Consider the following 22,741-nt stretch of genomic DNA (forward strand, 5'->3'; position numbering starts at 1 on the left):
CGCCGGTGGTCTGGCACGACGCCGGCGCTCCCCTTTCGGGGAACGCCGGCGTTGTGTTGCCGGTTGCGGTTGTGACGGGCTAGGGCGTCAATCCCACCATCGGGACCACCACGGGCGATCCTGCGCGCCAGTCGAGGACGGTGGCCTGGCTTTGACCCTCGCCCACAATCACGTCCAGTGCATTCGGGTCCCTGGTGTCGGTGTCACGGGAGTCCAGGCCGCCGTCGAAGACTCCGGCGCCGCCACCAAAGCGCCATTCCTTGATCCACGAGGGATCGCCGGCTGACCAGTAGTCGCCGTCGTACACGGGACGGACATTGCCGATCCCTTCGCCCGCCTCGGCGTTCCCGAACATCGCGACGGACATCCGTGCCGTGGCCGGGTCCAGACTGCCCAGTGCCGCCTTCGACACATGTGTGACAATCTGCCGTGCCTCGGGGACGGCAAGCAGGCTCACGGCGGAGGTCCGCGTGCCGTCGGGCGAGAAGACACCGGCGCCGTCGAAGCGGCCGTCCGTGACGATTACCGAGTCCCAGGCGTGGTCAATATTGATGTTGGTGCCGGGCAGGCCGGGAGTGGGGCCGCCGGCGCCGGTTCCCAGGTAGATGTTCACGCGCTGGTGCGAGATGCCCTGGCCGCCCCAGGGGTTGGTGACCTCCCCGGCGATGGTGGTGACAAACGCGTAGTCCTCGCCGGCGTCGTACACTTCCACCCCGGTGAGATCGAAGGCGCCGGGCACGTAGGCCGGGTTGGTGGGGTAGGTGTAGCTGCCGGGGCCGTGGTCGTCACCGCTCGGGTCCGCGAGGGCTCCGAGGCGGGTGCCGTAGTAGAGCACCGTGGTTTCTTCCTGGGCGGTGCCTCCGTCGGCGGCCACGCCCGCTACGACGATCTTGTTTTTCGCCCCGGTCAGCGGAACATCGAGCGAGAAGGACCCGACACCGTCCGCACCTGCCGTGACCGGCGCCTCGGTGACCGCGCCATTCACGGAAACATACACCTTTGAAGCGTTCGTAGTGCCGGCGACTGTGGTGGTGGCGGCGTCCGCGGTGGACAGGGCAGCCGGGCTCGTCAGGTCCAGATCCGGTGTGGAGAAGGTGGCGCCGGAGGCATAGCGGGCGGCCACATTGGCCGGCGTTTCCACCAGGGAACCGTTGTTTACACCGGCCGCGAGCCGCACGTACTGGGCCATCGCCCAGGACAGCGGCGAGGCGGAGCCGGTGCTGCGTCCCAGTTCGTGGCCGTAGGACGTGGGCTCTTCCGAGTCCCAGACCTGTTCCGGAATCATGAACCCGGCGTTGGCCGCCGAATGCATGGTTTGCAGGTACGGTAGTGCGTCCTCGCCGTTGGCCAGCGCGTATTCGCCCCGCTCACCACTGAGGAGTGGCCAGAGCCGGCCGATCCCGGTGCCGTCCCACGGCGAGCCGTCCGCTTTTTCACCATAGCCGTCGTAGGTGTAGCGGTGCCACATGCGGCCGCCGGGGGTCACTTGGGAGATGGACGCGTCCGTTTCAGCCAGCGAGTCCGCCACATAAGGGTCGTCGGGAGCCTTGACACCCAGGCGCACCAATTCGAGGAAGCCTGCGTCCAACACTGCGTTCTCCGGATGCTCGCCGGCGCCGTTGCCCCAGTCGCGGGACGCGCCGTCGTTCGGGTTGCCGCTCGCGCTGATACGGAGGTAGTAGCTGCCGTCGCCCACGGGGCCGTTGGTGGTGAACATCCATTTCTCCGTGCTTCGCTGCCACTCATCGGCTGTAGCGCGGTAGATCGCGGCTGACCCGGCGTCGTCGTTCTTCTCAGCAATGTCCGCCGCGGCTGCAAGCGCCGCGATCTGCGAGGCGAGGGTCGACGTCGAGTACCCGCCGGTCTCCTCCCAGCGCTCCTGGGGCGTCTTGGCACCGGCCGCCACGAGATAGTCCGCAGCCGGCTTCAGCTCCTTGCGGTAGAAGCCGCCGTCCGTGCGGCCCACCTGGCTGGCGAGCAGGATGGGGAAGGCCGTTTCGTCCAGCTGGATGCCGTTCTGGCCGATGGTTCCGTCCACCCTGGAGGTCTGCGGGAAGTGTCCGTCCGGCTGCTGCTGGTACGCGAAGAGCCAGTCGACGCCGCGCCGGGCAGCCTTGGTGTCCCCGGCGGCGAGGAGCGCCGTGACCGACTGGTACATGTCGCGGGCCCACACAGCGTGGTAGCCCTCACGGTGTGTTTCCGCGCTGGCAACCTGGCCCCACGGGATGGTCAGGGAAGCGATGAAGGCACCGGGGTACGTCTTGTCCTCGTGCGATTTCACGGTCATGAGCGAAACGTCGTACTGCGTCCGGAGCTCGCCTTCCAATTGGCCGGAGGGCTCGTTGAGCGAGGCGAGGTACTTCCGCCATTCGCCGGTGTACTTCTGGGCAACCTTTGCGTAGCCGCTCTTGAGGCTGGCAGTGGCCGTGGCCAGCGCCTCCGAGGTATCGGCGCCGAAGCCCATCGCCAGTGCGAACTCCGTCCGGCCGCCGGGAGTCAGCGGAATCTGCCCCGTCTGAGAGATGTTGCCGGGGCCGGCGGCCGGATTCGCGCCGTCCAGCTTGCCGTCGGACGCGAGGTCCGTCCAGCCGTCGCTGCTGCCCACATAGCCGTTGCTCACGGCCCCGAACCCGGCGGACGAGACCAGTGCGGCAGCCACCGGCGTGGCGGCGTCTTCCAGGTCGGACGCCAGCAGCGCGCCTTCGGAGATGCTGCCGGTGTCCCCGCCCGAGGTCCCTGCCAGGGACGGATCGGAAAGCACGTACAGCTGGTAGTCGCCGCCGTCGAAGATTTCGAAGGTGACGCCGAGCATCACCGTGGAACGGGCGGGATCCGTGACGTAGGTCTTGGTCAGCCGCCAGTGTCCGGCATCGTCAGTGGTGATCTGCCGGTAGCTGAGCGCCTTGGGGTCGGCCAGCTCAACGACGCGGCTGGCCTGCTCGCTTTCGCGCTGTGCCGTGGTGCCGTCGCTGACGGCGAACTGCAGTTCGCGGGTGTTGGGGGTGTCTGCGCGGGGATAGTAGACCTCGCTCATGGCCCCGTCGGTCAGGGTGTACCAGACCTTCGACGCCGTGCCGAGGGCAGTGCCGACGCCCTCCTTGTCGCCCTTGGTCCAAGTGGCGGCTGATCCCGGCGCGCCTGGCGCATCGGTGGATTCCGCGACGGCCGGGGTCAGGCCCAGGGCCGAGACGGCCACTGCCAGTACGGTGGCCGTGCAGGCAGATTTGAGGCGTTGCTTCATTGCTCTCCTCGAAGGTGGGTTGAGTGATAGCCAAGCCCGGACTTCCACGTCTGGGTCCTACTTGAGCCTGGTGCGTATTTATTAGAGACTTTAATAAACCGCTGCCCGCTAGTATGTGAGCTGGATGATCGCCACGTCAAGGGGGTGCATGGAATATGTCCGGACGACGCACCGCCGCCACAACGCCCGTCCTGCGCCGCATCACGGCGGAGGCTGTACTGGGCGCTTTGGTCGCTTCCGGTGAACTGAATGCAACTGACCTGATTACGGCCACGGGCCTGTCCCGCCCGACAGTCCACTCGGTCTGTGACGAACTGATCGAACTCGGGTGGGTGGTGGAGACCGGCGGGGCCGCCGGCACGTCCGGGGGCTCTGCGGGCGAGGCTCCGGGGCCGGTTCGTTCGGGCCGGCCGTCGCGCCGGTATTCCCTGAACGAGGGGGCGGCATTCGTGGCAGGCGTGGATCTGGGCGCCACCAAGGTCACGTGCTGCCTGGCCGACCTCAAGGGCCGGATCGTCGCGGAACGAACCGAGGCATGGCGGGACGAACACGTGGGCGCGCCCGAGCGTCTCCGGGTCACCCGGAAACTGCTGCGAGAGCTGCTGCCTGAAGCCGGGATAGACCCCGTAAGCGTACTGTCGTGCGGCATAGCCGTCCCGGCCCCCGTCACGTTAGACGGGCACGCCGTAGCCCTGGAGTCCTATCTCCCGGGCTTGGCGGCCCTGGATCTGCGCGAATCCCTCCAGCCGGACTTCAGCTGGCCGGTTCTGGCGGAGAACGATGCGAACCTTGCCGTGCTGGCGGAGCGCTGGCTAGGCGTGGCGCAAGATGTGGACAACGTGGTGGTCCTCCTTGCGGGCGAACGCCTGGGAGCAGGAATCTGCCTGGGCGGGCGGCTCATCCGCGGCGTCGGCGCTGCAGGCGAGATGCGTTTCCTGGAACTTGTCGAAGGCGTGGGTAACACGGACGCAGTGGGCGGGATGTGCCGCGAACTCGGCGCCGTCGCCACAGCGGAAATCATTGCGGGCGAGAGAGAAGAGGCCCCAGGCGGCAGCGCTCTGGTGTCGTTGTCCGGACGGGACCCGGGCTGCGTAACCGCGGAAATCGTGCTTGAAGCAGCCCGGCGCGGGGACCCGGCGGCCGTCGAGGTCATCGCCGTCGTAATGGAGCGGACAGCCCGTGCCGCCGCTGTCGTAAGTACCCTGCTGGACCCGGAACTCCTCGTGCTGGCCGGCGGACCGGCGGGTGCAGGGGACATCCTGCTTCCGGCGCTGGAGCACCAGCTGCGCCGGCTCAACTCCGCCCAGCCCAGGCTGGCCGCGTCAACCCTTGGGGACCACTCAGCCCTGATGGGAGCTGTCCGCCTCGCTCTGGACCATGCCTTCGAGGGCTTGCTGGACTGACCTCGCCCCCGAAGTGGCTGAATCCTGTGGCCACAGGCGGAAACGGCATGGGCGCGGAAAACTAACGCGCCCATTACCGGCATGAAACGCGGCGGCAACAATGGCGCAGGAAACTGGATGTGCCGGCAATTGCAGGCACCAGCACAAGCTCCAGCTCAGGAGGCCCCGCCATGTTGAAGGAAGCCAAAACCCATGTAACCCGTGTTCGCGCCCTGGACCAGTTGCACCGCGGCGACGAGATTGAAGCCCGCCTGTCCGTGGGCCCCAGCTATGACGACGTGGTGATCCGCCGGGGCCGCGTGCAGGAAACTGCGCCGGGCATCGGCGTCGTGTGGATCATGGACCGTCAGACCGGGATGCGCAAGGCCATCAATACGGATGAATGCAGCGTTTGGCGAGTAGCCTGAGCCCTTCAGCCGCCCGCCACGGACTGGATGATCACCACTTCCTGGCCGGCAGCCACTTCAGTTTCCAGTCCCCTCAAGCGCCGGACCTCGTCCCCGTTCACGTAAATATTCACGTAGCGGCGAAGGGCACCGGTTTCATCCCTCAACCGCCTCGCAAGGACCGGATAATCCCCGGCCAGCGAGTCCAGCAGGAACCCCACAGTCACCGCCCCGTCGGCGGGCGTAGTCAGGATGGACTGCCCGCCGGCGAGCGGCTGGAGGATGCTGGGAAGCACCACGCTGATGTCAGCCACAACGGACCTTTAAGCGGGTACCGGAGCGCCAGGCACCAGGGCCGCGGACACCACGGCCGCGCGGACACACAGGACGTCCGGCAGATGTGACGCCACTTCGGTGAAGTGCTCGCCCTCGTCCGGGCTGGCGTAGACCGAGCCACCGCGCGTTCCGAAGTACACCCCGGCCGGTTCCGCAGTATCCACCGAGGCAGCGTCACGGAGCACCGCGTTGTATTCGCCCTGCGGCAGCCCGGAATCAAGGCGCTTCCAGGTCTTCCCCGCATCGTCCGTCCGGTGCACGGCCAGCTTCGCGTCCGGCGGGATGCGTTCGCCGTCGGCTTTGAGCGGGACCACCCACGCGGTCCCTGGCCGCCGGGGATGCGTCAGCATCACAAAACCAAAATCAGCCGGAAGGCCTTCCGCAATCGACTCCCAGTTCTCGCCGTTGTCATCGGTGCGGTACACGCCATGGTGGTTCTGTGCGTAAAGGCGGCCCTCGACGGCGGCATCCGCCGCGATCTTGTGCACGCACTGGCCGAACTCGGGGTTCGGATCCGGCATGAAGTACGCCGAAATGCCCTTGTTCCGGGGTTCCCAGGAGGTACCGCCGTCGAGCGAACGGTACACACCGCCCGTACTCATCGCGACGTGCACGTTGTCCCCGGAGGGATTGACCACGATAGAGTGCGCGGCCGCGCCGCCGTACCCGGCGCCCCATTCGCTGCGGTGCGGATGGTCCCAGAGCCCGCGGTTGAGCTCGAAGTGTTCGCCGCCGTCAGTCGATTTCCATACGGAAATGGGTTCGGCGCCGGCCCAGACCACACCCGGACGGGCGTCGGCGTCCGGGTAGATCTGCCAGATGCGCTCCACCGCGGCGTCAGTGCCCTCCGGGAACTTGATGGCACCCTGCTCCGGCTCGGTCCAGGTGGCACCGAGGTCGTCCGAATGCGCAACGGTGGGTCCCCAGTGCTCGGAGCGGACACCCACCATGATCCGGGTACGCCCGTTGCGGGTGTCAATGCCGATGCTGGGGACTTCGCTCATCAGAAAATGCGGGCCGGACATGGACCATGTCTGCCGGTCCTGGCTGGTCGCCAGCCATAGCCCTTTTTTGGTTCCGATCGCTAGGACATAACTCTCTTCGGTGGCCATGCACCCCATGCAACCACTCCCGCCCGGAGGCTGCAATGGTTTGGCGCGGCATTATCCGCCCGGGCGGTCAGTCCACGAATTCAGACTGCGTCTCGATGAAGTCCCAATCCGCATTCGTGAGGACTCCGGTTGCGGTGTCAGGGTGCGGGCCGCCGGCCTCGGCAATCCCTTGCAGCACAGGCAACGGCAATTCCTCCGTCCGCAGGTTCTCGCGCAGCCATTCCTTGCTGGCCAGGTCCAGATCAAGCCACCACATGTAGATTTCCACCGCGGACCACCTCTCCCTATGCCTCAACGTTATTCCGCGGCAAAGGGGTGTACAAGGGCCCAACGGCCGTTGCACCCGCGTTCCCGGGCGCGCAGCCGGGCAGCCCTTGTGCAGGCACTTCCGCTGCGCCAATCTTGTCTTGTAGGGCTGTCCGGCACCGGAACGACCGGCGCCGAAAGTCCGCTGTGGGGACTCCGCACTGCGCTGAGAAGGTTGCCATGGACGGTGACATAGAACTCGAACTCGCATCAGGCTCCGAGCGGGGCGAGTACACCGTGCGCGTGGTTCAGGCGCCGGCCGGAGGAAACGCTTCAGGGGTGTTCAGGCTGGACGTGGACCGGATCCTGGAACGCCGCGCCGAACTGGAGTCCACCGTCCTGGCCTCCGCCGTGTCCGCCCGGCGCACCACGCCGGTCGCCGAGCTTCCGGTCCGGGGAGTTGGCCAGGAACTGTTCCAGGCCCTGTTTACCCGCGAGGTCTACGGAACGTACCGGGCGAGCCTGGGCGCCGCGCAGCACAGCGGCCAGCAGTTGCGAGTGGTGTTGCGCCTCGCTGCTCCTGAACTGGCTGCGATGCCGTGGGAAATGTTGTTTGATCCGGAAACCGAAAGCTACCTGTGCCAGACGGAGCCATTGCTTCGCCATATTCCCGCACCGGACTACCACCTGAACCCGCTGGAAATCGTCCCTCCGCTGAGGATCCTTGGCCTTATTGCCTCCCCGCGCGACCTTCCGCTGCTCGACGTCGAAGCGGAACGCAACCACCTTGCTGCAGCCCTGGCGGGCCCGGTTTCCGAAGGCAGGATTGAACTCGTGTGGTCGCCGGGCGGCGCGTGGGACGAGATCCAGTCGATGCTGCTGGAAGGACCTTGGCACGTAGTCCACTTCATCGGCCACGGTGACTACGACGCCAGGAGCGATGAAGGACGGATCGCTCTGGTGGGGGCCGACGGCCGGGCATCCATGGTGCGCGCCATCCGCCTGATGGCCCTGTTGAGTGTTGCCGTGCCCCGCCCCCGCCTGGTGGTCCTGAATTCCTGCTCCTCCGGAGAAACCGGCCGTGAGGATCTCTTCTCCGGCACAGCTTCCACCCTGGTCCGCAGCGGCATCAGTGCAGTGGCAGCGATGCAGTTCGCCATCAGTGACGGCGCCGCGATCGCCTTTGCACAGGGCTTCTATGCCGCGATCGCCAACGGCCGCGGCGTGGACGAGGCCGCCCGCGTGGGGCGGATCTCCGTCATGGGAAGTCCTGACGGAACGCTGGAGTGGGTGACGCCTGCGCTCTACGTCAGGGGTGGCGACACCACTCTGTTCAACTTGAAGGCACCGGCCCGCCCAGCGGTAAAGGAAAGGGCTGCACCGGTGGAGCCGCCCGCGGGCACGTCCGCGAACAACGCGGCCGGATCAGCGGAGCCGTCCAGTGCCCGGATCCGGCAGGCCGAACTCCGCGCGCTGTACGTGCAGGCCTGCGCGGAACTGCGGACCAAGCATTATCCGGTGGCCATCGAGTTGTTCGATGACCTGCTGACCCTCGACGGCGGTTACCGCGATGCGGCGCTGCTTCGCGCTTCCGCTGCGCAGCACCTGGAACGTTCCGAGGCCTACCGCCACGCCAGGGAAGCCGAAGACGCCGGAGATTGGACGGCCGCTGCAGACGGTTACGCCGCAGTGCAGGACGATCCCGATTTCCCTGACGCCGCCGGCCGTGCCCGGGATTGCGCCAAACGGCAGCGGACAGCCGACCTGCAGGGTGAGCTCGAGTATCACGCAGGCAGCCGAAACTGGCAGGCCGCGGTGGACGTGGCGGCGGAATTGTATGCCCTGGATCCCGCTGCGTCCGATCCGGAAGGACTGGCGACGAAGGCGCGAAACGAACTGCGCCGCGAAAACGACGCTTTGCGGGCGGCGGAAAGGACAGCCCAGAGGACTGCGCGCCAGGCTGCACCGGCCCCGAGCAGCGCAGAAGGCCCTCCGCCGGAACCGCAGAGGAGGCCCACGACAGCTGCCCTGGATCCCCGGTTCCTTGCGGCCGGCGGGATTGTCCTGACCCTTGCCGGGGCACTCCTGGCGGTCTTCTTCGCCTACCTCAACTGGGTGGACATGGACTGGTGGTATTCCGGCGGGGAAGTCAGCGTGCGCTTTGTCTACGCACTCCTGGCGCCAGCGGGTTACCTCCTGCTCCTGATCGCCGGCCTGCCGGATCGGACCGAAAGGGGGCGCGTGACGCTGGCCGTAGCGGCCGGAGCCGGTGCACTGCTGGGCGTGGTTGGCCTGGAAACGGACCTTCTATGGGCGGCAACGGCCGCCACCCTATTCCAAGCACTTTTCGGCGCATGGGCAGGCATTCTGGCCATCCGCGCTCCCAAAACACCGGCGTTGGCCGGCTGGCTTCTCCTGGTTTGCCTGGCCACGTTGCCGCTGATGTGGCTCCCCGGAGATGATCTCTCAGCCCGGGCGGTGGTGCTAACCGTGCAGAACGCAACGGTCGCCGTCGGCGGTTTGATCTTCCTGGGACTGGCCCTCAGACAGAATTGGAAGGACGAGAGATGACACGGTTGGTGGAATTTCCGACGAACGACGGCGGAACCGTGCTTCTGGAAGTTTCAGACAACACCGGCGGGCTGGTGACGCGCGGGGGCGGACAGAGCAGCGTTTTCGCGCGGGCACAGCAGACCTTTGAGCGCGCCCTCAGCAACATCCGGCCGGCGGTCCAAGGCGTCATCGATGAGCTCACCGGCCTTCCTGACAAACCCGACGAGGTGTCGGTCAAGTTCGGTCTGGACCTGCACGCCGAAGCCGGGGCATTCATTGCTGCGGCCAGCACCAGCTCAAACTTCACGGTAACGCTCACCTGGCGCCGCCCCAAACCGGCACGGGAGGCTCCGGACGGCGACGAACCCGACTAAGCGGCCCGCACCGGGAACCGTCCAGTGACCTGACTGACGGCCGCGCTGTTCAAGGGATGCCCTCAGGGTCACAATGGAGTATGTCTCCAGAGCGCTTCAGCGGACCGCCTCCCCTGGTGGTCGGCGTACTGCCTGGCCAGCACGCAGAAGTGCTGCAGTCGGCCACCGCCCTCGCAGAAAAGTTGGGCGTTCCTCTGCTATGCGCCTACGTCGACGAGGCGAGCTACCTCGTCGAGTGGGATCCGGCGCGGTCGGCGCACCGGCTGTCCCTGCATCCGGACAAGGACGACGCCGATGTCCGGACCGTAAGCGAAGAGCTCCGCGCCCTTGTGGGGGCTGCCTGCGGCGCGAAGCCGGTGGAGTGGACGCTGCGGATCCTGGCTGGGGACCCTGCCCGCGCCCTGGGCCGTGTGGCGGCGGAGGCGAATGCTTCCATGATCATCGTGGGAACGCCGGAGCGCGGACTGGGGCACCGCATCTCGGCAGCCCTCAACGGTTCTGTGGCCGCGTGGCTGACCCACCATCAGGACCGCCCCGTCCTGGTTGTACCGGCCCACATGGGCGCCCACCGGGACACACCCGAGTGAGTGCGGCTCCAGGCACTGTCCAGCACGGCTACGAGCGCAACGTCAGGGAACTTGAGCGATGGCTGGCCGCCGCGTCCGATTCCGACCTGCGCCGCCGCAGCTCGGGCACCCGCTGGACCAACGAGGAACTCCTGTTCCATATGGTTTTCGGCTACATGGTGGTGCAGGCCCTGCTGCCCCTGGTCCGCGTTTTGGGTGTCCTGCCGGCACCTTTCAGCCGCGGGTTTGCGCGGCTACTGAACGCCGGAACCGCACCGTTCGACGTCGTCAATTACCTGGGCTCCAAGGCTGCGGCCCGCGTGTTCAACCGTAAGCGGATGGCGGCGAAACTTCGGCGGGTCACGCGCTCCCTTGAGCGGCGGATGGGCCGTGAGTCGGACGCGGCGATGGCCCGGGGCATGTCCTTCCCTGACCGCTGGGACCCGTTCTTCACGCCGTGGATGTCGCTGGCAGATGTCTACGCCTACCCCATCGAGCACTTCGACTTCCATGCCACCCAGCTCAGCATGGGCCCCGGCGGGGTGTTGTGAATCCACGGCACTGTGAATAAACGGCGGGAAAAGGGGGACGAAAGACCCTGTGAAAATAAAGCGAAAGTAGTTATTCAGGGTGGTGGCGCTCACCGCTACGGCCAAGTAAGCTGATATTCGCAGGAAGAAGTTGAACCTGCCCCATAAGCTGCTCCGGAGTGCGTATCCCCCAATAACGCACTCCGGAGCTTTTTAATGTCCGGCGGCACTCCAGGAGCGAATTCGGTGACCACAGCGCCAATCCCCACAGCGACCGCTGCCGTCACCGCGCCGCTCTATGCTGCAGGCTTTGTTACTGCCTTCGGCGCGCACAGCATCGCAGCCGGAATGGGTGCCCACAGCGGTGATATCGGGCTTAGCCTGCTCAATCTGGGTATTCTTCTGGCCGTCTACGACCTTGCCGAGGTGGTGCTGAAACCGGTGTTCGGAGTCCTGAGTGACCGTATTGGAGCCAAGCCGGTGGTGGTGGCGGGGCTCTTCGCCTTTGCCCTGATGTCGCTGATAGGGCTGTGGGGTGCAAACCCCCTGATGCTCGGCCTCGCCCGGGTCGGCCAAGGTGCCGCCGCCTCTGCGTTTTCACCCGCGTCGTCAGCGATGGTGGCGCGGCTCGCGGGCCGCAACGCCGGAACGTATTTTGGCCGCTACGGTTCGTGGAAGAGCCTGGGCTACGTTGGCGGACCCCTGATCGGTGCTGCGCTGATCTTCCTCGGCGGCTTCGCCCTCCTCTTTGCCACGCTGGGCATCCTCGCGGCTGCCACAGCAGTGTGGGCCATGGTGGCGCTGCCGCGGCTGGACCCGTTGCCCCGGCCCCGGTACACGTTGCTGGACCTTGCCCGCCAAGTGACGCACCGCAGTTTCCTCGTCCCTACGCTCGTCCTGGCGGCAGCCACCGGAGCCTTGGGCACGGCAATTGGCTTCCTCCCCGCGCTGGCCACCGGGCACGGCCTGGATCCCGTGGCCGCGGTGGCCGCCGTCAGCCTGCTCGCACTCGCATCCGCTGCCACCCAGCCCTGGATCGGCCGCCTGCGTGATCGGGGCAGGATCCAGGACGGCCCCGGCATGACGGCTGGATTGTTGCTGACGTCGGCCGGAATCGCGTGCGTGGCGCTGCTTCCCGGGCCCGTCACCATCTTCGGCGCCGCGGCAGCAATTGGTGTGGGGATAGGCACGGCGACACCGCTGGGCTTCGCGCACTTGGCCGCCACCACACCGCCTGAGCGGCTGGGCCGGACCATGGGATCAGCCGAGCTGGGGCGGGAACTTGGCGACGCCGGCGGACCCCTCCTGGTGGGTGCCGTGGCCACAGCTTCCGCGCTGCCACTGGGACTCGGAGTACTCGCCGCGGCCGTCGCCGCCACATCCCTGCTCGGCATCGGCAGCGTTGGGCGCGGGACGCCTTCCCCCGAGCTCCCGGCGGAACGGTAACCGGCAATCACCACACATACCCCCAGGGGGTACTTGTATTATACCCCTGAGGGGTATAAGTTGGGGGTATGGACTCACCACAAGACGCTCCCCGGGCCGAGGACGCCGAGACTGCACCCCAGCACGGCTACACCTCGAACAAAGACGCATACCTGCGCCGGCTCAAACGCATCGAAGGCCAAGTGCGCGGAATTGCGCGGATGGTGGATGAGGACAAGTACTGCATCGACATCCTCACGCAGGTTGCCGCGGTGAACAAAGCCCTCCACGCTGTGAGCCTGGGCCTGGTCGAGGAGCACATCGGCCATTGTGTCGTCGGGGCCGCCTCTGAACCCGACCCGGCCCTCCGCGCGGAAACCATCGATTTCAAGGTCAAGGAGGCTACCGATGCCATCGGGCGCCTGCTGCGGTAGCGGCAACCCCACGCACCACACCATTCGGATGATTCAACCGAATCAATCCGGCAATATCGGCAACATCAGCAACGCCGAAGATCAGGAGCAAACCATGAGCCCCGTATCCACCATCGTGAACGTGTCCGGCATGACCTGCGGACACTGCATTTCCTCCGTGAGCGAGGAACTTGAAGCCCTGGAAGGCGTGGAAGCGGTCGACGTCGACCTCAACGCAGGTGGCATTTCCACCGTCACGATCACGTCCGAAAAGACGCTCTCCCGCTCCGAGATCGGAGAAGCGGTGGCTGAGGCCGGTTACCTGGTGGTGGCCAACGAAGCCTGAGCCCGCCCGCCGCATTCCGACACCGACCGCCGAGACCGGCACCACTGACACGCACAGGAAGGACACTCTGTGAGTAACGAGAAACTGCTGCACCAGCCGGGAAGCCGGGTGATTGAACTCGACATCGAAGGCATGACGTGCGCTTCGTGCGTGGGCCGGGTGGAACGGAAACTCGGAAAGCTCGAGGGCGTGGAAGCCTCGGTAAACCTGCCCCTGGAGTCGGCCCAGGTCACGGTTCCGGCGGGCATCACCGATGAACAGATCACGGCCACCGTGGAAGCGGCAGGCTACAAGGCCAAGGTCCGCCCTCCCCGCTACCCGAGCCATGTGGCCGGAGGCGAGACCGGGGGCGATGCCGGAGGTATGCGGCAGCATGCGTCTAGCGGCGGAACGACCGAGCATGGAGAGCATGTCCCCGGTGGCGCCGCGGAAGGCGGCCACCTGGCGCACGGTGGCGCCGCCTCGCAACTCAAACCGCGGCTTATCGTGGCGGCAGCACTGACCGTTCCGGTGTTCGCGATTTCGATGCTTCCTTCATTCCAGTTCCCGGACTGGGGCTGGGTGGCGGGGGTTCTTGCCTTGCCGGTGGTCACGTGGGCGGCCTGGCCGTTCCACCGAGCCGCGGCCATCAACGCCCGGCACTTCGCCTCAACGATGGACACCTTGGTTTCCATCGGCGTTATTGCCGCGTACCTTTTCTCGGCCTGGCAATTGCTGGCCGATCCCCGCATGACGGAACACCCCGGCATGGAGATGGGCAGTGGCGGCCTCTACTTCGAGGTAGCCGCGGTGGTCACCACCTTCCTGCTGCTGGGCCGCTACCTTGAAGCCAACGCCAAGCAGAAGGCGGGCGACGCCCTGAAGGCGCTGCTGAATCTGGGCGCAAAGGACGCCACAGTCCTGTCCGGCGGCACAGAGCGAAGGATTCCCGCCGATCAGCTGGCGGTGGGCGACGTCATGGTGGTCCGTCCCGGGGAGAAGATTGCCACGGACGGTGTGGTGATCGACGGCGACTCGGCTGTGGACGCGTCCCTGGTCACGGGCGAGTCGGTGCCCGTCGAGGTGGGCCCGGACAGCTTTGTCATAGGCGCCACTATCAACACTTCCGGCCGCCTACTGGTGCGCGCCACCCGGGTTGGCGCTGAAACCACGTTGGCCCAGATGGCCCGGCTGGTTTCCCAGGCGCAGACCGGCAAGGCTCCCATCGCCCGCCTCGCGGACCGCATCAGCGCGGTGTTCGTTCCGATTGTGCTGGCGATCGCCGTCGTTACTTTCGTGCTCTGGATCCTCGTCAGCGGCCCGGTGATTGACCCGGCCGAAATCCGTGCCGCATTCACCGCCGCCGTGGCGGTGCTGGTCATCGCCTGCCCCTGCGCCCTGGGACTGGCCACTCCGGTTGGCCTCCTCACCGGCACGGGCCGCGGCGCCCAGCTGGGGATTCTCATCAAGGGTCCGCAGGTCCTTGAAGACACCCGCACCGTGGACACCATCCTGCTGGACAAGACCGGCACCGTGACTACCGGACATCTTGCCGTTGACGGCGCCAGGGCCTTTGGCACGCACACCGACGCCGACGTGCTGCGCCTCGCCGGGGCGGTTGAGGCCGCTTCGGAGCACCCCATCGCCCACGCCATTGCGTCCGCTGCGCTGTCCGCTGAGCGCCGAAACGACGACGGCGGGCGGCTTCCCGCCGTCGAACAGTTCCGTTCCGCGCCGGGCGGCGGAGTTTCCGGACACGTCGCCGGCCGGTTCATCATCGCGGGACGGACGGGCTGGCTTCGGGAAAACGGCATAAGTGTCACCCCGGAACAGGAACAGGCGCTCCAAGCCGCCGAAGAATCCGGTGCCACCGCGATCTGGGTTGCCGTGGACGGCGAGCCAGCAGGCATCGTCTCGCTGCGGGACACCATCAAGCCGGGTTCGGCTGTCGCGATTTCGCGGCTGAAGCAGCTTGGCCTCCGGCCGATCCTGCTGACCGGGGACAATGCCGCGGTGGCCGCGCAGGTGGCCGCCGCCGTCGGCATTGCGCCGGAAGACGTGTTCGCAGGTGTACTGCCGGAGGGCAAGGTGGACGCTGTTCGGAAACTGCAGGCCGGCGGCGCAACGGTAGCCATGGCCGGCGACGGCGTGAATGACGCAGCAGGCCTGGCCCAGGCTGATCTTGGCATCGCCATGGGGTCGGGCACCGATGTGGCCATCGAGGCCGCGGACCTGACCGTAATGGGCAACGACCTGGGGCAGGTGGCTCAGGCCATCGAGCTGTCCCGGCGCACGCTGGCCACCATCAAGACCAATCTGTTCTGGGCCTTCTTCTACAACGCTGTCGGAATTCCGGTGGCCGCGCTCGGGTTGCTGAATCCCATGATCGCAGGCGCTGCCATGGCCGCGAGTTCGGTGCTGGTAGTGGCCAACTCGCTGCGGCTGCGCAGCTTCGGCAAGCCCGCTTCCAACTAGCTGAACGGCCTAAGCGGCGCCGAACCGGACGGCCGCCTTGGCCCGGGCCTTGGCTGCCTCCTCGTCCCGGTCCTTGGCCGGAGCGTGCGTCACCAGCGAATCGAGCAGGTGCTGGGTGGCATGGGCGATCTCATGCACGGCGCGGGTGAAGGCCTCCTCGTTGGCTTTCGACGGCTTGGTGCTGCCGCTGATTTTGCGCACGTACTGCAGCGCAGCGGCTTCCACCTCGGCCGTCGTGGCATGGGGCTCAAAATTATGCAGGGTCCGAATGTTGCGGCACATAATCCCATGCTAGGCTCTGGACCGCCTGGGATCGAGGCCCGAAGCCCGTCCGGTCACCGACACCCTGCACCTTTCCTGCTGTGCTTACGGGGCAGGGCTGCATGGGGAGCGGTGCCCATCGACGGAGCGTCGGGCCGCGGGATAGTTTCTAGGTAATGGATCTTCCGGATGAGCCGGGGGCCGCTGGGGATGCCGATCGGATCGGGTCCGTTGACTGAAGGAGAAAACTAATGGCTATTTGGGGTGCAGACATTGTTCAGCTCAAGGCGCTCGGAACCAAGCTTCAGGCTGGTTCGTCGGAGATCGAGAAGACCAAGTCGCAGCTGACGAAGGCTCTTAACGGCACGGACTGGAAGGGCCCGGATGCGGAGAAGTTCCGCAGCGAATGGTCCGGTTCGCACGTAACGGCCCTGGCCAAGGTGGCCCAGGCGCTGGAGGAAGCCGGCAAGCAGGCAACCAAGAACGCCGCCCAGCAGGAAGAGGCTTCCCGCTAGGAACGCCGCCTTCCCGCCAGGGACGGACTTCGAAAAACCACCGTTTCTTGCCGGATGCCCCGGACGCAACAAAGCGTCCGGGGCATCCGCGTTTAAAGGCACCCACGGCGTGGGGGGTGACGGACTCGTAGTGGCTGACTACGGGACGGGTTCGACGTCGTTAGCGTGGTCCAGCGGCGTCGGCACCGACGCCGCCGGGGCGCCGGCACCACGAAGCTCGTCCACCCGGACCAGAACCACGCCGCCCACAATCAGCACCCCGCCGAGCAACTGGACGGGACCGGGCAGTTCACCGAGCAGGAGCCACGCCCAGATGACGGCGAAGAGCACCTCGGTGAGCGACACAAAGGAAGCCACTTTTGAACCGAGCGCGCGGGCGGCAATAATTCCGGAAACGTACGCGAGCACCGTGGCCAGCACAATCAGTCCGCCCAGCGACACCCACCACGGAGTGACCCACGGCCCCAGTTTGGTGTCAGCGGTGCTGAACGCCATGGGTAGAAGGCCCGTGGCTGCGGCCAGCCACATCACCGCGGCGCCCACCATCAGGCCGCCGGACGCCAGGACAATCGGCGGCAGGGTGTCATTTTCCTTGGCGGTGATGAAGAAGTAGATCGCCAAGCAGACCGCGGCGGCGATTCCCCACAGGACGCCCACGAAATCGATCTTCACTGCACCTGTCAGATCCAGCACCAGAATGAGTCCGCCGAGCGAAAGCAGGGTTCCGGCGATGGTGAGCGGTCGGGGACGCCTGCGGCTCGCGGCCCAGAGCCAGAGGACGATGATCACCGGGGCCAGGTACTCCAGAAGCAGCGCAACGCCTACGGAGAGGCGTTCGACGGCGTTGAAGTAGAAGAGCTGGCAGGCCGCGACACCGATGAGACCGAAGAGCAGGATGGTCAGCCAGTTGTCCTTCAATTGGCTCCAGCGGCCGCGCAAGGCAGGGATGGCCGGGATGGCGAGGATTATTGCCGCACCGGTGAGCCGGGCAGTCACCGCCGCACCGGGAGTCCAGCCGGTTTCGAGCAGGGATTTGGCGAATGATCCGGAAAGGCCGAAGACCGCTGAGGAAAATAGCGCCACGCCGAGCCCCGACGCCATGAAGCCTGCAGCGGACCGGCGGGCGACGCCCTGCCGGGAAGCGGCGCCCTGGACGGACGCTTCGGCGCGTTTGCTTACGGCAGGCACGGCTGCCTCCTGTCAGGAGTAAAGTGGGGTAATGGTCATGACATTACGCCCGGACCCTGTAAGGAGTCAAGATGGTTTTTGCCCCTGACACTGAAGTTGCCCTCCGCACTGTGGTAGGTCTGATCAACAGCGCGGCAAACGGTGAGGAGCATCTTGCCACCATGGCGGACCTGGACCGTTTTCTCACGGCGGAAGGCTTCTCGGGCGCAAGATCGCGGGACGCGGCCGAACTGGCCAGCGTCCACAAATTACGGAGCCAGCTCACCGAACTGTGGACCATGGATGAGGACTCCGCCGTCGATACGGTGAACCGCCTGCTCCGCGACGCAAATGCGCTTCCACAGCTGATCAAGCACGACGAATGGGACTGGCACCTTCATGCCACCACGCGGGAGGCTCCGCTGGCGGACAGAATGGGAACCGAGGCTGCCATGGCACTCGTGGACGTGATCCGAAGCAAGGAAATGGACCGGATGCTGGTATGCGCTGCAGAGGATTGTGACGCCGTGGTGCTGGACCTTAGCCGGAACCGGTCCAAGCGGTATTGCGACACCGGAAACTGCGCAAACCGGGCCCATGTGGCCGCTTACCGCGCCCGTAAAGCCGCCTCATAGCGGTGTCCTGCAGAAGTTTGGCGCGGGCGAAGCCTGCAGGGGAAGCCGGAGAACCAGTCCGGAGGACCTAGTGGGCGTCGCCGGGCGCCGAATCCGGCGCCTCGGGACCCTGGGCTTCCGGGCGCGCTGCCTCCGGCCGCGCCGAATATCCGCCGTGCGAGGAGGACCTCTTGGAACTCAGATTGACGCCGGACCCCTTGCCCAGGTGGTCCGCATTTTCCTTGTGGCTCATCGAGAGCATCGCCGCGATGACCAGCGTCACGATGAACGCAATTCCGGCCCCCGTCAGGGCGAGGTCGAAGCGGGGCGCCCGGGAGCTGCCGCCGGAGGCAAAAATCAGCACGGCAAAAAAGGCCAGGACAGCCCAGAATGCGGAGAACATGAGGGGTCCCTTGACCGAGGTCCGCAGCTTACGCGGTTCTCCTGGTTTCCGTTGTGCCAAGGTGTTTCCTCCCATGCAGCGCGGCCGGGGCCGGGCAGCTTAAGTAAAGCCATTGTTCTACACGAAGTAGAACCGTTCCCTACTAGTTTACGGCCTCGCTGGAAACGGGCCGCGCATCGTGCCGCAGGGTCAGGGCGGCCAGGACCCAGAGGACGCCGGAAATGATCGCCCCGCCGCCGGCCACGCCCAGCAGGGCGTGCGCTCCGAGGCTTATGAAGAAGGGGAGGGCCACGGCGGTTCCCAGGCCAATGACACCCGATGCCAGCCAGTCGCGCGCGAGGACACTGCGGCCGCGGAAAAGCATTCCGAGGTACAGTTCCGCTGCCCCCAGCAGTCCCAGGCCCAGTGCCGCCAGGACACCGAATACCAGTTCACTGCCCAGGAACACCACAGCCACACCGGCTCCAGTCATGACGGCCCCGGCTGCGGCAATGACCTTGCCGGCAGGCATTTTGGCGTCAAGGCCGAATTTTCCGATTCCGCGAAGCAGGGTCACGCCCACGGCGAGCAGGTACAGTCCGCCCGCCCAGCCCATTTCAGATGCCGACGGCGACGCCCAGAAGACCGTCACCGCGCCGAAAGCAAGGGCGACGACGGCCCTGGTGAGCACCGGTTTCCACAGGTCCGCGGCGGGAGCGGTCAACGGGGCGGGATCGGCAGGGGATGCTGGGAGGGTCACGGGTCCAGTTTAGTGCGCAGCGGATTCGACGCGAACCGGGCCGAAGGCAGGCCGACCAGACCAGCGGCCCGAGCCCGACCCCCTAGGGCGAACCAAGGACCATCCACCGGTCCGTCCCGGCCCGCAGGCCAAGTGTCACCGCGCGGGCAGACATGTAGCCCAGCGAAAAGGCCACCCACAGCCATGTGAGCCCCATGGCGTCGTCGACGCCGGAAAGCCGGACAGCGGCCAGCAGGGGCAGATACACCGCGAGGTTTACGACGCCGGCGATCGCCAGGTACTTGGCGTCGCCGGCGCCGATGAGGACGCCGTCCAGCACAAACACATAGCCAGCCACGGGCTGCCCGGCCGCCAGCACCCACAGGGCGAGCGTCAGGGCGCCTTGGACACCGGCGTCGGACGTGAACAAGGCGCCCGCCCACGGGGCCGCAACGGCCAGCAATGCTCCGGTGACTACCCCGAATCCCGCACCCCAGCGGATCATGGTCCGGGTCAACTCACGGACCGTGGCGGGATTGGCCGCCCCCAGTTCTTTGCCGATCAGGGCCTGGGCGGCGATGGCCAAAGCGTCCAGGGCGAATGCCAGGAAGGTGAAGATGGTCATGGCCAACTGATGGGCCGCCAGGTTCACCGGCCCCTGGGCCGTCACCACCAGCACGGTTGCCAGGATCGCAATCCGCAGGCTCAGCGTGCGGAGCATGAGCCAGGAGCCCACCTTGGTCATAGAGCGCACGCCGTGCCAGTCCGGGCGGAGCGAAACTCCGTGGTCGCGCGCATTTCGCCGGACGATCACCAGATACACCAGGGCCATGGCCCACTGGGCAATGCTGGTGCCCACGGCCGAGCCGGTCACGGACCAGCCCATGCCGTAAACCAGTGCCAGATTGAGGACGATGTTCAGGCTGAACCCCACCGAGGCCACGGCCAGCGGGGTCCGCGTGTCCTGGAGGCCGCGCAGCACGCCGGTGCCGGCGAAGATCAAAAGCATGGCCACGAGCCCCGGCATGGACCAGCGGAGATAGTCGACGGCGAACTCGCGGACATCGCCGGCGGCGCCCATCAGATCGACCAGAAGCTCGGCGCCGGCGAAACCTGCCGCCGCGAGCACCAGCCCCAGGCCCAGTGCCAGCCAGACGCCGTCCCGGCCGGCCGCGAGGGCTTTGGCAAGGTTGCCCTCGCCGATGGCCCGGGCCACCGCCGGGGTAGTGGAGTAAGCGAGGAACACCATGAGGCCCACGGCTGTGTGGAGTACCGCGGAAGCCAGCCCCACGCCGGCGAGCTGGGAAACGCCGAGGTGGCCGACTATGGCCGAGTCCGCGAGCAGGAAGAGCGGTTCTGCGATGAGCGCGCCAAATGCCGGAACGGCGAGGCGGAGGATTTCCCGGGAGTTCCTGCCGGGGACAACAATCCGGGCGGCGCGTGATTCTGGCACGGAGCCAGCCTAACCGGAGAGAACCGTCACATGCCGCCACAAATAGTTGACTCTTCAAGTATTTGAATGGCAAAGTTAATCATTGAAACAACAACTGCGCTGCTCCCGAAGCGCAGTGACGTCCCACGATCTGAAATGGCGAATCCTCATGAACCAGTCCACACTGACAACCACCGCACTCACGGTCCTCCGCGTCATTGCCGGCTTCCTGTTCGCAGCCCACGGCTGGCAGAAGTTCAACGAGTGGACCATTGCCGGCACGCAGGCCGCGTTTACCAAGATGGGCATCCCGGCGGCCGAACTGGCAGCACCGGCAGTAGCCACCCTTGAGCTTGTTGGTGGCATCGCCCTGATCCTCGGCGTGCTGACCCGCGTCTTCGCGCTGCTGCTCGCCCTGGACATGCTCGGCGCCCTGTTCCTGGTGCACGCCTCCGCAGGCGTCTTCGCTGCCACCGGCGGCTACGAACTGGTACTGCTGCTGGCAGCGGGTGCCCTGGCCATTGCCCTGACCGGCGCCGGCAAGGTGGCCGTGGACCGGGCATTGTTCGGCCGCAGCAACTCAAAGCTGAGCGTCCTCGCCTAAAGCGGACACAAAACCAAGCAATACCCCGTGCAGCGCCGGGCCGGTCACCTCAGTGGCCGGCCCGGCGTCGTCAGATGCGGGACTGCTAGTATTACCGGCTGGGAATTTTAGCCGGAAACTCCGGTCAGTTCGTTGGGTACGTGCGGGAGATCAGCGGATTTGGTCACCTTGCCGGATGCAAGATCCACTGCGTGGATAGCACTGCTTGCGGGCTCGGTGACGTAGGCAGTGGACCCTTGCACAAACAGCGTGGGGCGCGGGTCCTGCCATGTTTCAGACTCCTCCCAGGCCGCAACCACGGGAATATTCGACGTGATGTTTCCGGTCAGCGGGTCGATGATCCGCAGGGAGCCGTCGGTTCCCAGAATCAGGGCCTCGCCTGAGGGACCCCTCCCCAGCGACCGGAACGAATAGCTTGTGCCGAGTTCGACGAGCTGCAGCGCCGCCGTCTCAGTGTTCACAAGGGAGACCCGCGTAGGCCGTTCAAGCGTCGCATCCTTGTCCACTTTGTAGTCGCCCAGGACGACTGGCGATTCGGGCGAACCGGCCTGGTTGCCCATTCTTCCGTACGCATCGGGGCTGGGCACTTTGCTAATCCGGCCGCCCCGGTAGATAAGCATGCCGTCTTCGCAGCCCACCACCACGGCATCCGGCCCGGCCACCGCCTCGCCGTGCACACCCGGGCAGTCTTCATTGCGCACCAGCTCCGCCCGGTTCTGTCCGGATCCCGCAGCCAGCACGGCAATTCCCCGCCGGGACTCGTCGTCACCGAGGGTAATTAGCAGCTTTCCCTGCTCCAGCGGCACCGCCACGCCATGGTGGGCGTCCGGCGCGGTGTAGACGTCACGCTCCGGAAGCGCCGCCGCTTCCGCCCCCAGTCCGGAAGGCTCGAAAACTTCAACCTGCCCGGAACCGTCGCTGAACAGCGCGGTCCTGCCAGCATGGAAGACTGCGTGGCCGGACTGGCTGGCTTGGAACTCAACGCCCGTCAGTGCAGGCTGGGCAGCGTAGGAGTGCCCGTGATCGCCATGTTTTTCGGTCCACACTCCGGCATCAAAGACCTTGAACGCGCTTCCGGTGGAGACCAGGACATGCCGGCCGTCCCCCGCGGGGTTGAGCCTGTTGAAGCCCTCAAGATCCGCCTCCCCCACCACCGCCAGCGAGGCGGCGTCGAGCACCGTGATGCCGCCGGCGTGGGTCAGCACCAGCCTGGGGGCGGGCCCCTGGATTTCCTGGGCTGCACGGGACGATGCGGCCGGCTGCCCGGTAGGCTGCGGGGCAGTTGCCGCAAGCGGGGCGTCACCGCTACGCCCGGAATCGGCAGCGCAGCCGCTCAGCATGAGCGCAGTCGCGGCGATTACCGCTACCCCTGACAGGCCCATCGGGGTTGCCTTCAGGTCGGAGCTCCGATACTGCTTCAGGCAGCGAGCGGAGGGTTTCAGGCAACGGAAAGCTTTATCACGAATCTTCATAAGCTAAATGATAGTGATTCTCATTAGCTTGGCAAGCCGTGGCGGCCCGGCCACCGGCCCCATATGACCAATTTGTGACATCGCATAACAAAATCTCACAGAAATGAAACAAAATCCTTGACCTTTGAAACGATCCACTGATAAACCTGTTCCGTACACCACGGATATAC

Annotated in this window: 23 protein-coding genes; 13 read left to right on the top strand and 10 right to left on the bottom strand. The window is 66.2% G+C overall.

The window, feature by feature from the left end; all coding sequences use genetic code 11:
- Positions 1–79: 79 nt before the first annotated feature.
- Positions 80–3,241 (bottom strand): glucan 1,4-alpha-glucosidase, encoded by a 3,162-nt coding sequence (locus tag ACSQ1X_RS21120; RefSeq protein ID WP_436059170.1) that lies wholly within the window; start codon positions 3,239–3,241, stop codon positions 80–82.
- Positions 3,242–3,396: 155 nt separating this feature from the next.
- Between ACSQ1X_RS21120 and ACSQ1X_RS21125 the strand changes: the two genes are divergently transcribed.
- Both ACSQ1X_RS21125 and ACSQ1X_RS21130 read left to right on the top strand, forming a co-directional pair.
- Positions 3,397–4,644 (top strand): ROK family transcriptional regulator, encoded by a 1,248-nt coding sequence (locus tag ACSQ1X_RS21125; protein ID WP_436059171.1) that lies wholly within the window; start codon positions 3,397–3,399, stop codon positions 4,642–4,644.
- 170 nt (positions 4,645–4,814) lie between these two features.
- Complete coding sequence (locus tag ACSQ1X_RS21130) at positions 4,815–5,051, top strand: hypothetical protein (RefSeq protein WP_028271406.1); 237 nt, start codon at positions 4,815–4,817, stop codon at positions 5,049–5,051.
- Positions 5,052–5,056: 5 nt separating this feature from the next.
- Here ACSQ1X_RS21130 and ACSQ1X_RS21135 read toward each other — a convergent pair whose 3' ends face one another.
- From ACSQ1X_RS21135 to ACSQ1X_RS21145, 3 genes are read right to left on the bottom strand one after another with little or no spacing between them, the layout of a single operon-like run.
- On the bottom strand, positions 5,057–5,344 hold the full coding sequence (locus ACSQ1X_RS21135) for a MoaD/ThiS family protein (protein ID WP_436059172.1): 288 nt from the start codon (positions 5,342–5,344) through the stop codon (positions 5,057–5,059).
- A 9-nt stretch (positions 5,345–5,353) separates the two neighbouring features.
- Entirely contained in the window at positions 5,354–6,487 is a 1,134-nt protein-coding gene (locus ACSQ1X_RS21140) for a WD40/YVTN/BNR-like repeat-containing protein (RefSeq protein WP_436059173.1), read from the bottom strand.
- A gap of 58 nt (positions 6,488–6,545) precedes the next feature.
- Positions 6,546–6,746: a hypothetical protein gene (locus ACSQ1X_RS21145; protein ID WP_055802996.1), complete on the bottom strand. Its 201-nt coding sequence runs from the start codon at positions 6,744–6,746 to the stop codon at positions 6,546–6,548.
- Between the two features lie 218 nt (positions 6,747–6,964).
- Between ACSQ1X_RS21145 and ACSQ1X_RS21150 the strand changes: the two genes are divergently transcribed.
- The 8 genes from ACSQ1X_RS21150 to ACSQ1X_RS21185 all read left to right on the top strand — a co-directional run bounded on the left by ACSQ1X_RS21150 (position 6,965) and on the right by ACSQ1X_RS21185 (position 15,385).
- The gene (locus ACSQ1X_RS21150; RefSeq protein ID WP_436059174.1) at positions 6,965–9,295 is read left to right on the top strand and encodes a CHAT domain-containing protein; all 2,331 of its coding nucleotides are present in this window, start codon (positions 6,965–6,967) and stop codon (positions 9,293–9,295) included.
- Positions 9,292–9,651, top strand: a complete 360-nt coding sequence (locus ACSQ1X_RS21155; protein WP_436059175.1) for a CU044_2847 family protein — start codon at positions 9,292–9,294, stop codon at positions 9,649–9,651. The genes ACSQ1X_RS21150 and ACSQ1X_RS21155 overlap by 4 nt, the downstream gene beginning before the upstream one ends.
- Before the next feature lie 80 nt (positions 9,652–9,731).
- Positions 9,732–10,238 (top strand): universal stress protein, encoded by a 507-nt coding sequence (locus ACSQ1X_RS21160; protein WP_436059176.1) that lies wholly within the window; start codon positions 9,732–9,734, stop codon positions 10,236–10,238.
- Positions 10,235–10,768 (top strand): DinB family protein, encoded by a 534-nt coding sequence (locus tag ACSQ1X_RS21165; RefSeq protein WP_436059177.1) that lies wholly within the window; start codon positions 10,235–10,237, stop codon positions 10,766–10,768. The genes ACSQ1X_RS21160 and ACSQ1X_RS21165 overlap by 4 nt, the downstream gene beginning before the upstream one ends.
- A 225-nt stretch (positions 10,769–10,993) precedes the next feature.
- Positions 10,994–12,193, top strand: a complete 1,200-nt coding sequence (locus tag ACSQ1X_RS21170) for an MFS transporter (RefSeq protein WP_436059178.1) — start codon at positions 10,994–10,996, stop codon at positions 12,191–12,193.
- A 68-nt stretch (positions 12,194–12,261) separates the two neighbouring features.
- Positions 12,262–12,606 carry a metal-sensitive transcriptional regulator gene (locus ACSQ1X_RS21175; RefSeq protein ID WP_055803009.1) on the top strand — a complete coding sequence of 115 codons (345 nt, stop codon included), beginning with the start codon at positions 12,262–12,264 and terminating at the stop codon, positions 12,604–12,606.
- 94 nt (positions 12,607–12,700) lie between these two features.
- A complete protein-coding gene (locus ACSQ1X_RS21180) occupies positions 12,701–12,931 on the top strand; it encodes a heavy-metal-associated domain-containing protein (RefSeq protein WP_055803021.1) in 231 nt (76 codons plus the stop codon).
- Between the two features lie 69 nt (positions 12,932–13,000).
- Positions 13,001–15,385 (top strand): heavy metal translocating P-type ATPase, encoded by a 2,385-nt coding sequence (locus tag ACSQ1X_RS21185; protein ID WP_436059179.1) that lies wholly within the window; start codon positions 13,001–13,003, stop codon positions 15,383–15,385.
- A gap of 9 nt (positions 15,386–15,394) precedes the next feature.
- Here ACSQ1X_RS21185 and ACSQ1X_RS21190 read toward each other — a convergent pair whose 3' ends face one another.
- Positions 15,395–15,667, bottom strand: coding sequence for a DUF2277 domain-containing protein (locus ACSQ1X_RS21190; protein WP_055803013.1), 273 nt, complete (start codon positions 15,665–15,667; stop codon positions 15,395–15,397).
- A 230-nt stretch (positions 15,668–15,897) separates the two neighbouring features.
- On the opposite strand from ACSQ1X_RS21190, the gene ACSQ1X_RS21195 reads away from it, so the two are divergent.
- Positions 15,898–16,161: a hypothetical protein gene (locus ACSQ1X_RS21195; RefSeq protein ID WP_055798718.1), complete on the top strand. Its 264-nt coding sequence runs from the start codon at positions 15,898–15,900 to the stop codon at positions 16,159–16,161.
- Between the two features lie 138 nt (positions 16,162–16,299).
- Here the strand turns inward: ACSQ1X_RS21195 and ACSQ1X_RS21200 are convergent, their stop codons facing one another.
- A complete protein-coding gene (locus ACSQ1X_RS21200; protein ID WP_055802776.1) occupies positions 16,300–17,262 on the bottom strand; it encodes an EamA family transporter in 963 nt (320 codons plus the stop codon).
- Positions 17,263–17,420: 158 nt separating this feature from the next.
- Here ACSQ1X_RS21200 and ACSQ1X_RS21205 point away from each other — a divergent pair, with 158 nt between their 5' ends.
- The gene (locus ACSQ1X_RS21205) at positions 17,421–17,963 is read left to right on the top strand and encodes a CGNR zinc finger domain-containing protein (RefSeq protein WP_436059180.1); all 543 of its coding nucleotides are present in this window, start codon (positions 17,421–17,423) and stop codon (positions 17,961–17,963) included.
- 67 nt (positions 17,964–18,030) lie between these two features.
- Here the strand turns inward: ACSQ1X_RS21205 and ACSQ1X_RS21210 are convergent, their stop codons facing one another.
- From ACSQ1X_RS21210 to ACSQ1X_RS21220, 3 genes are all read right to left on the bottom strand, one after another.
- Positions 18,031–18,405, bottom strand: a complete 375-nt coding sequence (locus ACSQ1X_RS21210) for a hypothetical protein (RefSeq protein WP_436059181.1) — start codon at positions 18,403–18,405, stop codon at positions 18,031–18,033.
- A gap of 82 nt (positions 18,406–18,487) precedes the next feature.
- Entirely contained in the window at positions 18,488–19,084 is a 597-nt protein-coding gene (locus ACSQ1X_RS21215) for a hypothetical protein (RefSeq protein WP_436059182.1), read from the bottom strand.
- An 82-nt stretch (positions 19,085–19,166) separates the two neighbouring features.
- Complete coding sequence (locus tag ACSQ1X_RS21220) at positions 19,167–20,516, bottom strand: MATE family efflux transporter (RefSeq protein ID WP_436059183.1); 1,350 nt, start codon at positions 20,514–20,516, stop codon at positions 19,167–19,169.
- Positions 20,517–20,664: 148 nt separating this feature from the next.
- Between ACSQ1X_RS21220 and ACSQ1X_RS21225 the strand changes: the two genes are divergently transcribed.
- Positions 20,665–21,099 (top strand): DoxX family protein, encoded by a 435-nt coding sequence (locus tag ACSQ1X_RS21225; protein ID WP_055802779.1) that lies wholly within the window; start codon positions 20,665–20,667, stop codon positions 21,097–21,099.
- A 107-nt stretch (positions 21,100–21,206) separates the two neighbouring features.
- Here ACSQ1X_RS21225 and aztD read toward each other — a convergent pair whose 3' ends face one another.
- On the bottom strand, positions 21,207–22,481 hold the full coding sequence (aztD, locus tag ACSQ1X_RS21230) for a zinc metallochaperone AztD (RefSeq protein WP_436059184.1): 1,275 nt from the start codon (positions 22,479–22,481) through the stop codon (positions 21,207–21,209).
- Between the last annotated feature and the right edge of the window lie 260 nt (positions 22,482–22,741).

Source organism: Arthrobacter sp. LjRoot78 (assembly GCF_964254335.1).
Taxonomy (GTDB): Bacteria; Actinomycetota; Actinomycetes; order Actinomycetales; family Micrococcaceae; genus Arthrobacter.

What these genes read in the sequence shown, in the direction of transcription:
- ACSQ1X_RS21225 (WP_055802779.1), top strand. Translation starts at nt 20,665, where the DNA reads ATGAACCAGTCCACACTGACAACCACCGCACTCACGGTCCTCCGCGTC.
- ACSQ1X_RS21125 (WP_436059171.1), top strand. Translation starts at nt 3,397, where the DNA reads ATGTCCGGACGACGCACCGCCGCCACAACGCCCGTCCTGCGCCGCATC.
- ACSQ1X_RS21130 (WP_028271406.1), top strand. Translation starts at nt 4,815, where the DNA reads ATGTTGAAGGAAGCCAAAACCCATGTAACCCGTGTTCGCGCCCTGGAC.
- aztD (WP_436059184.1), bottom strand. Translation starts at nt 22,481, where the DNA reads ATGGGCCTGTCAGGGGTAGCGGTAATCGCCGCGACTGCGCTCATGCTG.
- ACSQ1X_RS21150 (WP_436059174.1), top strand. Translation starts at nt 6,965, where the DNA reads ATGGACGGTGACATAGAACTCGAACTCGCATCAGGCTCCGAGCGGGGC.
- ACSQ1X_RS21140 (WP_436059173.1), bottom strand. Translation starts at nt 6,487, where the DNA reads ATGGGGTGCATGGCCACCGAAGAGAGTTATGTCCTAGCGATCGGAACC.
- ACSQ1X_RS21195 (WP_055798718.1), top strand. Translation starts at nt 15,898, where the DNA reads ATGGCTATTTGGGGTGCAGACATTGTTCAGCTCAAGGCGCTCGGAACC.
- ACSQ1X_RS21205 (WP_436059180.1), top strand. Translation starts at nt 17,421, where the DNA reads ATGGTTTTTGCCCCTGACACTGAAGTTGCCCTCCGCACTGTGGTAGGT.
- ACSQ1X_RS21180 (WP_055803021.1), top strand. Translation starts at nt 12,701, where the DNA reads ATGAGCCCCGTATCCACCATCGTGAACGTGTCCGGCATGACCTGCGGA.
- ACSQ1X_RS21160 (WP_436059176.1), top strand. Translation starts at nt 9,732, where the DNA reads ATGTCTCCAGAGCGCTTCAGCGGACCGCCTCCCCTGGTGGTCGGCGTA.
- ACSQ1X_RS21120 (WP_436059170.1), bottom strand. Translation starts at nt 3,241, where the DNA reads ATGAAGCAACGCCTCAAATCTGCCTGCACGGCCACCGTACTGGCAGTG.
- ACSQ1X_RS21155 (WP_436059175.1), top strand. Translation starts at nt 9,292, where the DNA reads ATGACACGGTTGGTGGAATTTCCGACGAACGACGGCGGAACCGTGCTT.
- ACSQ1X_RS21175 (WP_055803009.1), top strand. Translation starts at nt 12,262, where the DNA reads ATGGACTCACCACAAGACGCTCCCCGGGCCGAGGACGCCGAGACTGCA.
- ACSQ1X_RS21200 (WP_055802776.1), bottom strand. Translation starts at nt 17,262, where the DNA reads ATGGCGTCGGGGCTCGGCGTGGCGCTATTTTCCTCAGCGGTCTTCGGC.
- ACSQ1X_RS21190 (WP_055803013.1), bottom strand. Translation starts at nt 15,667, where the DNA reads ATGTGCCGCAACATTCGGACCCTGCATAATTTTGAGCCCCATGCCACG.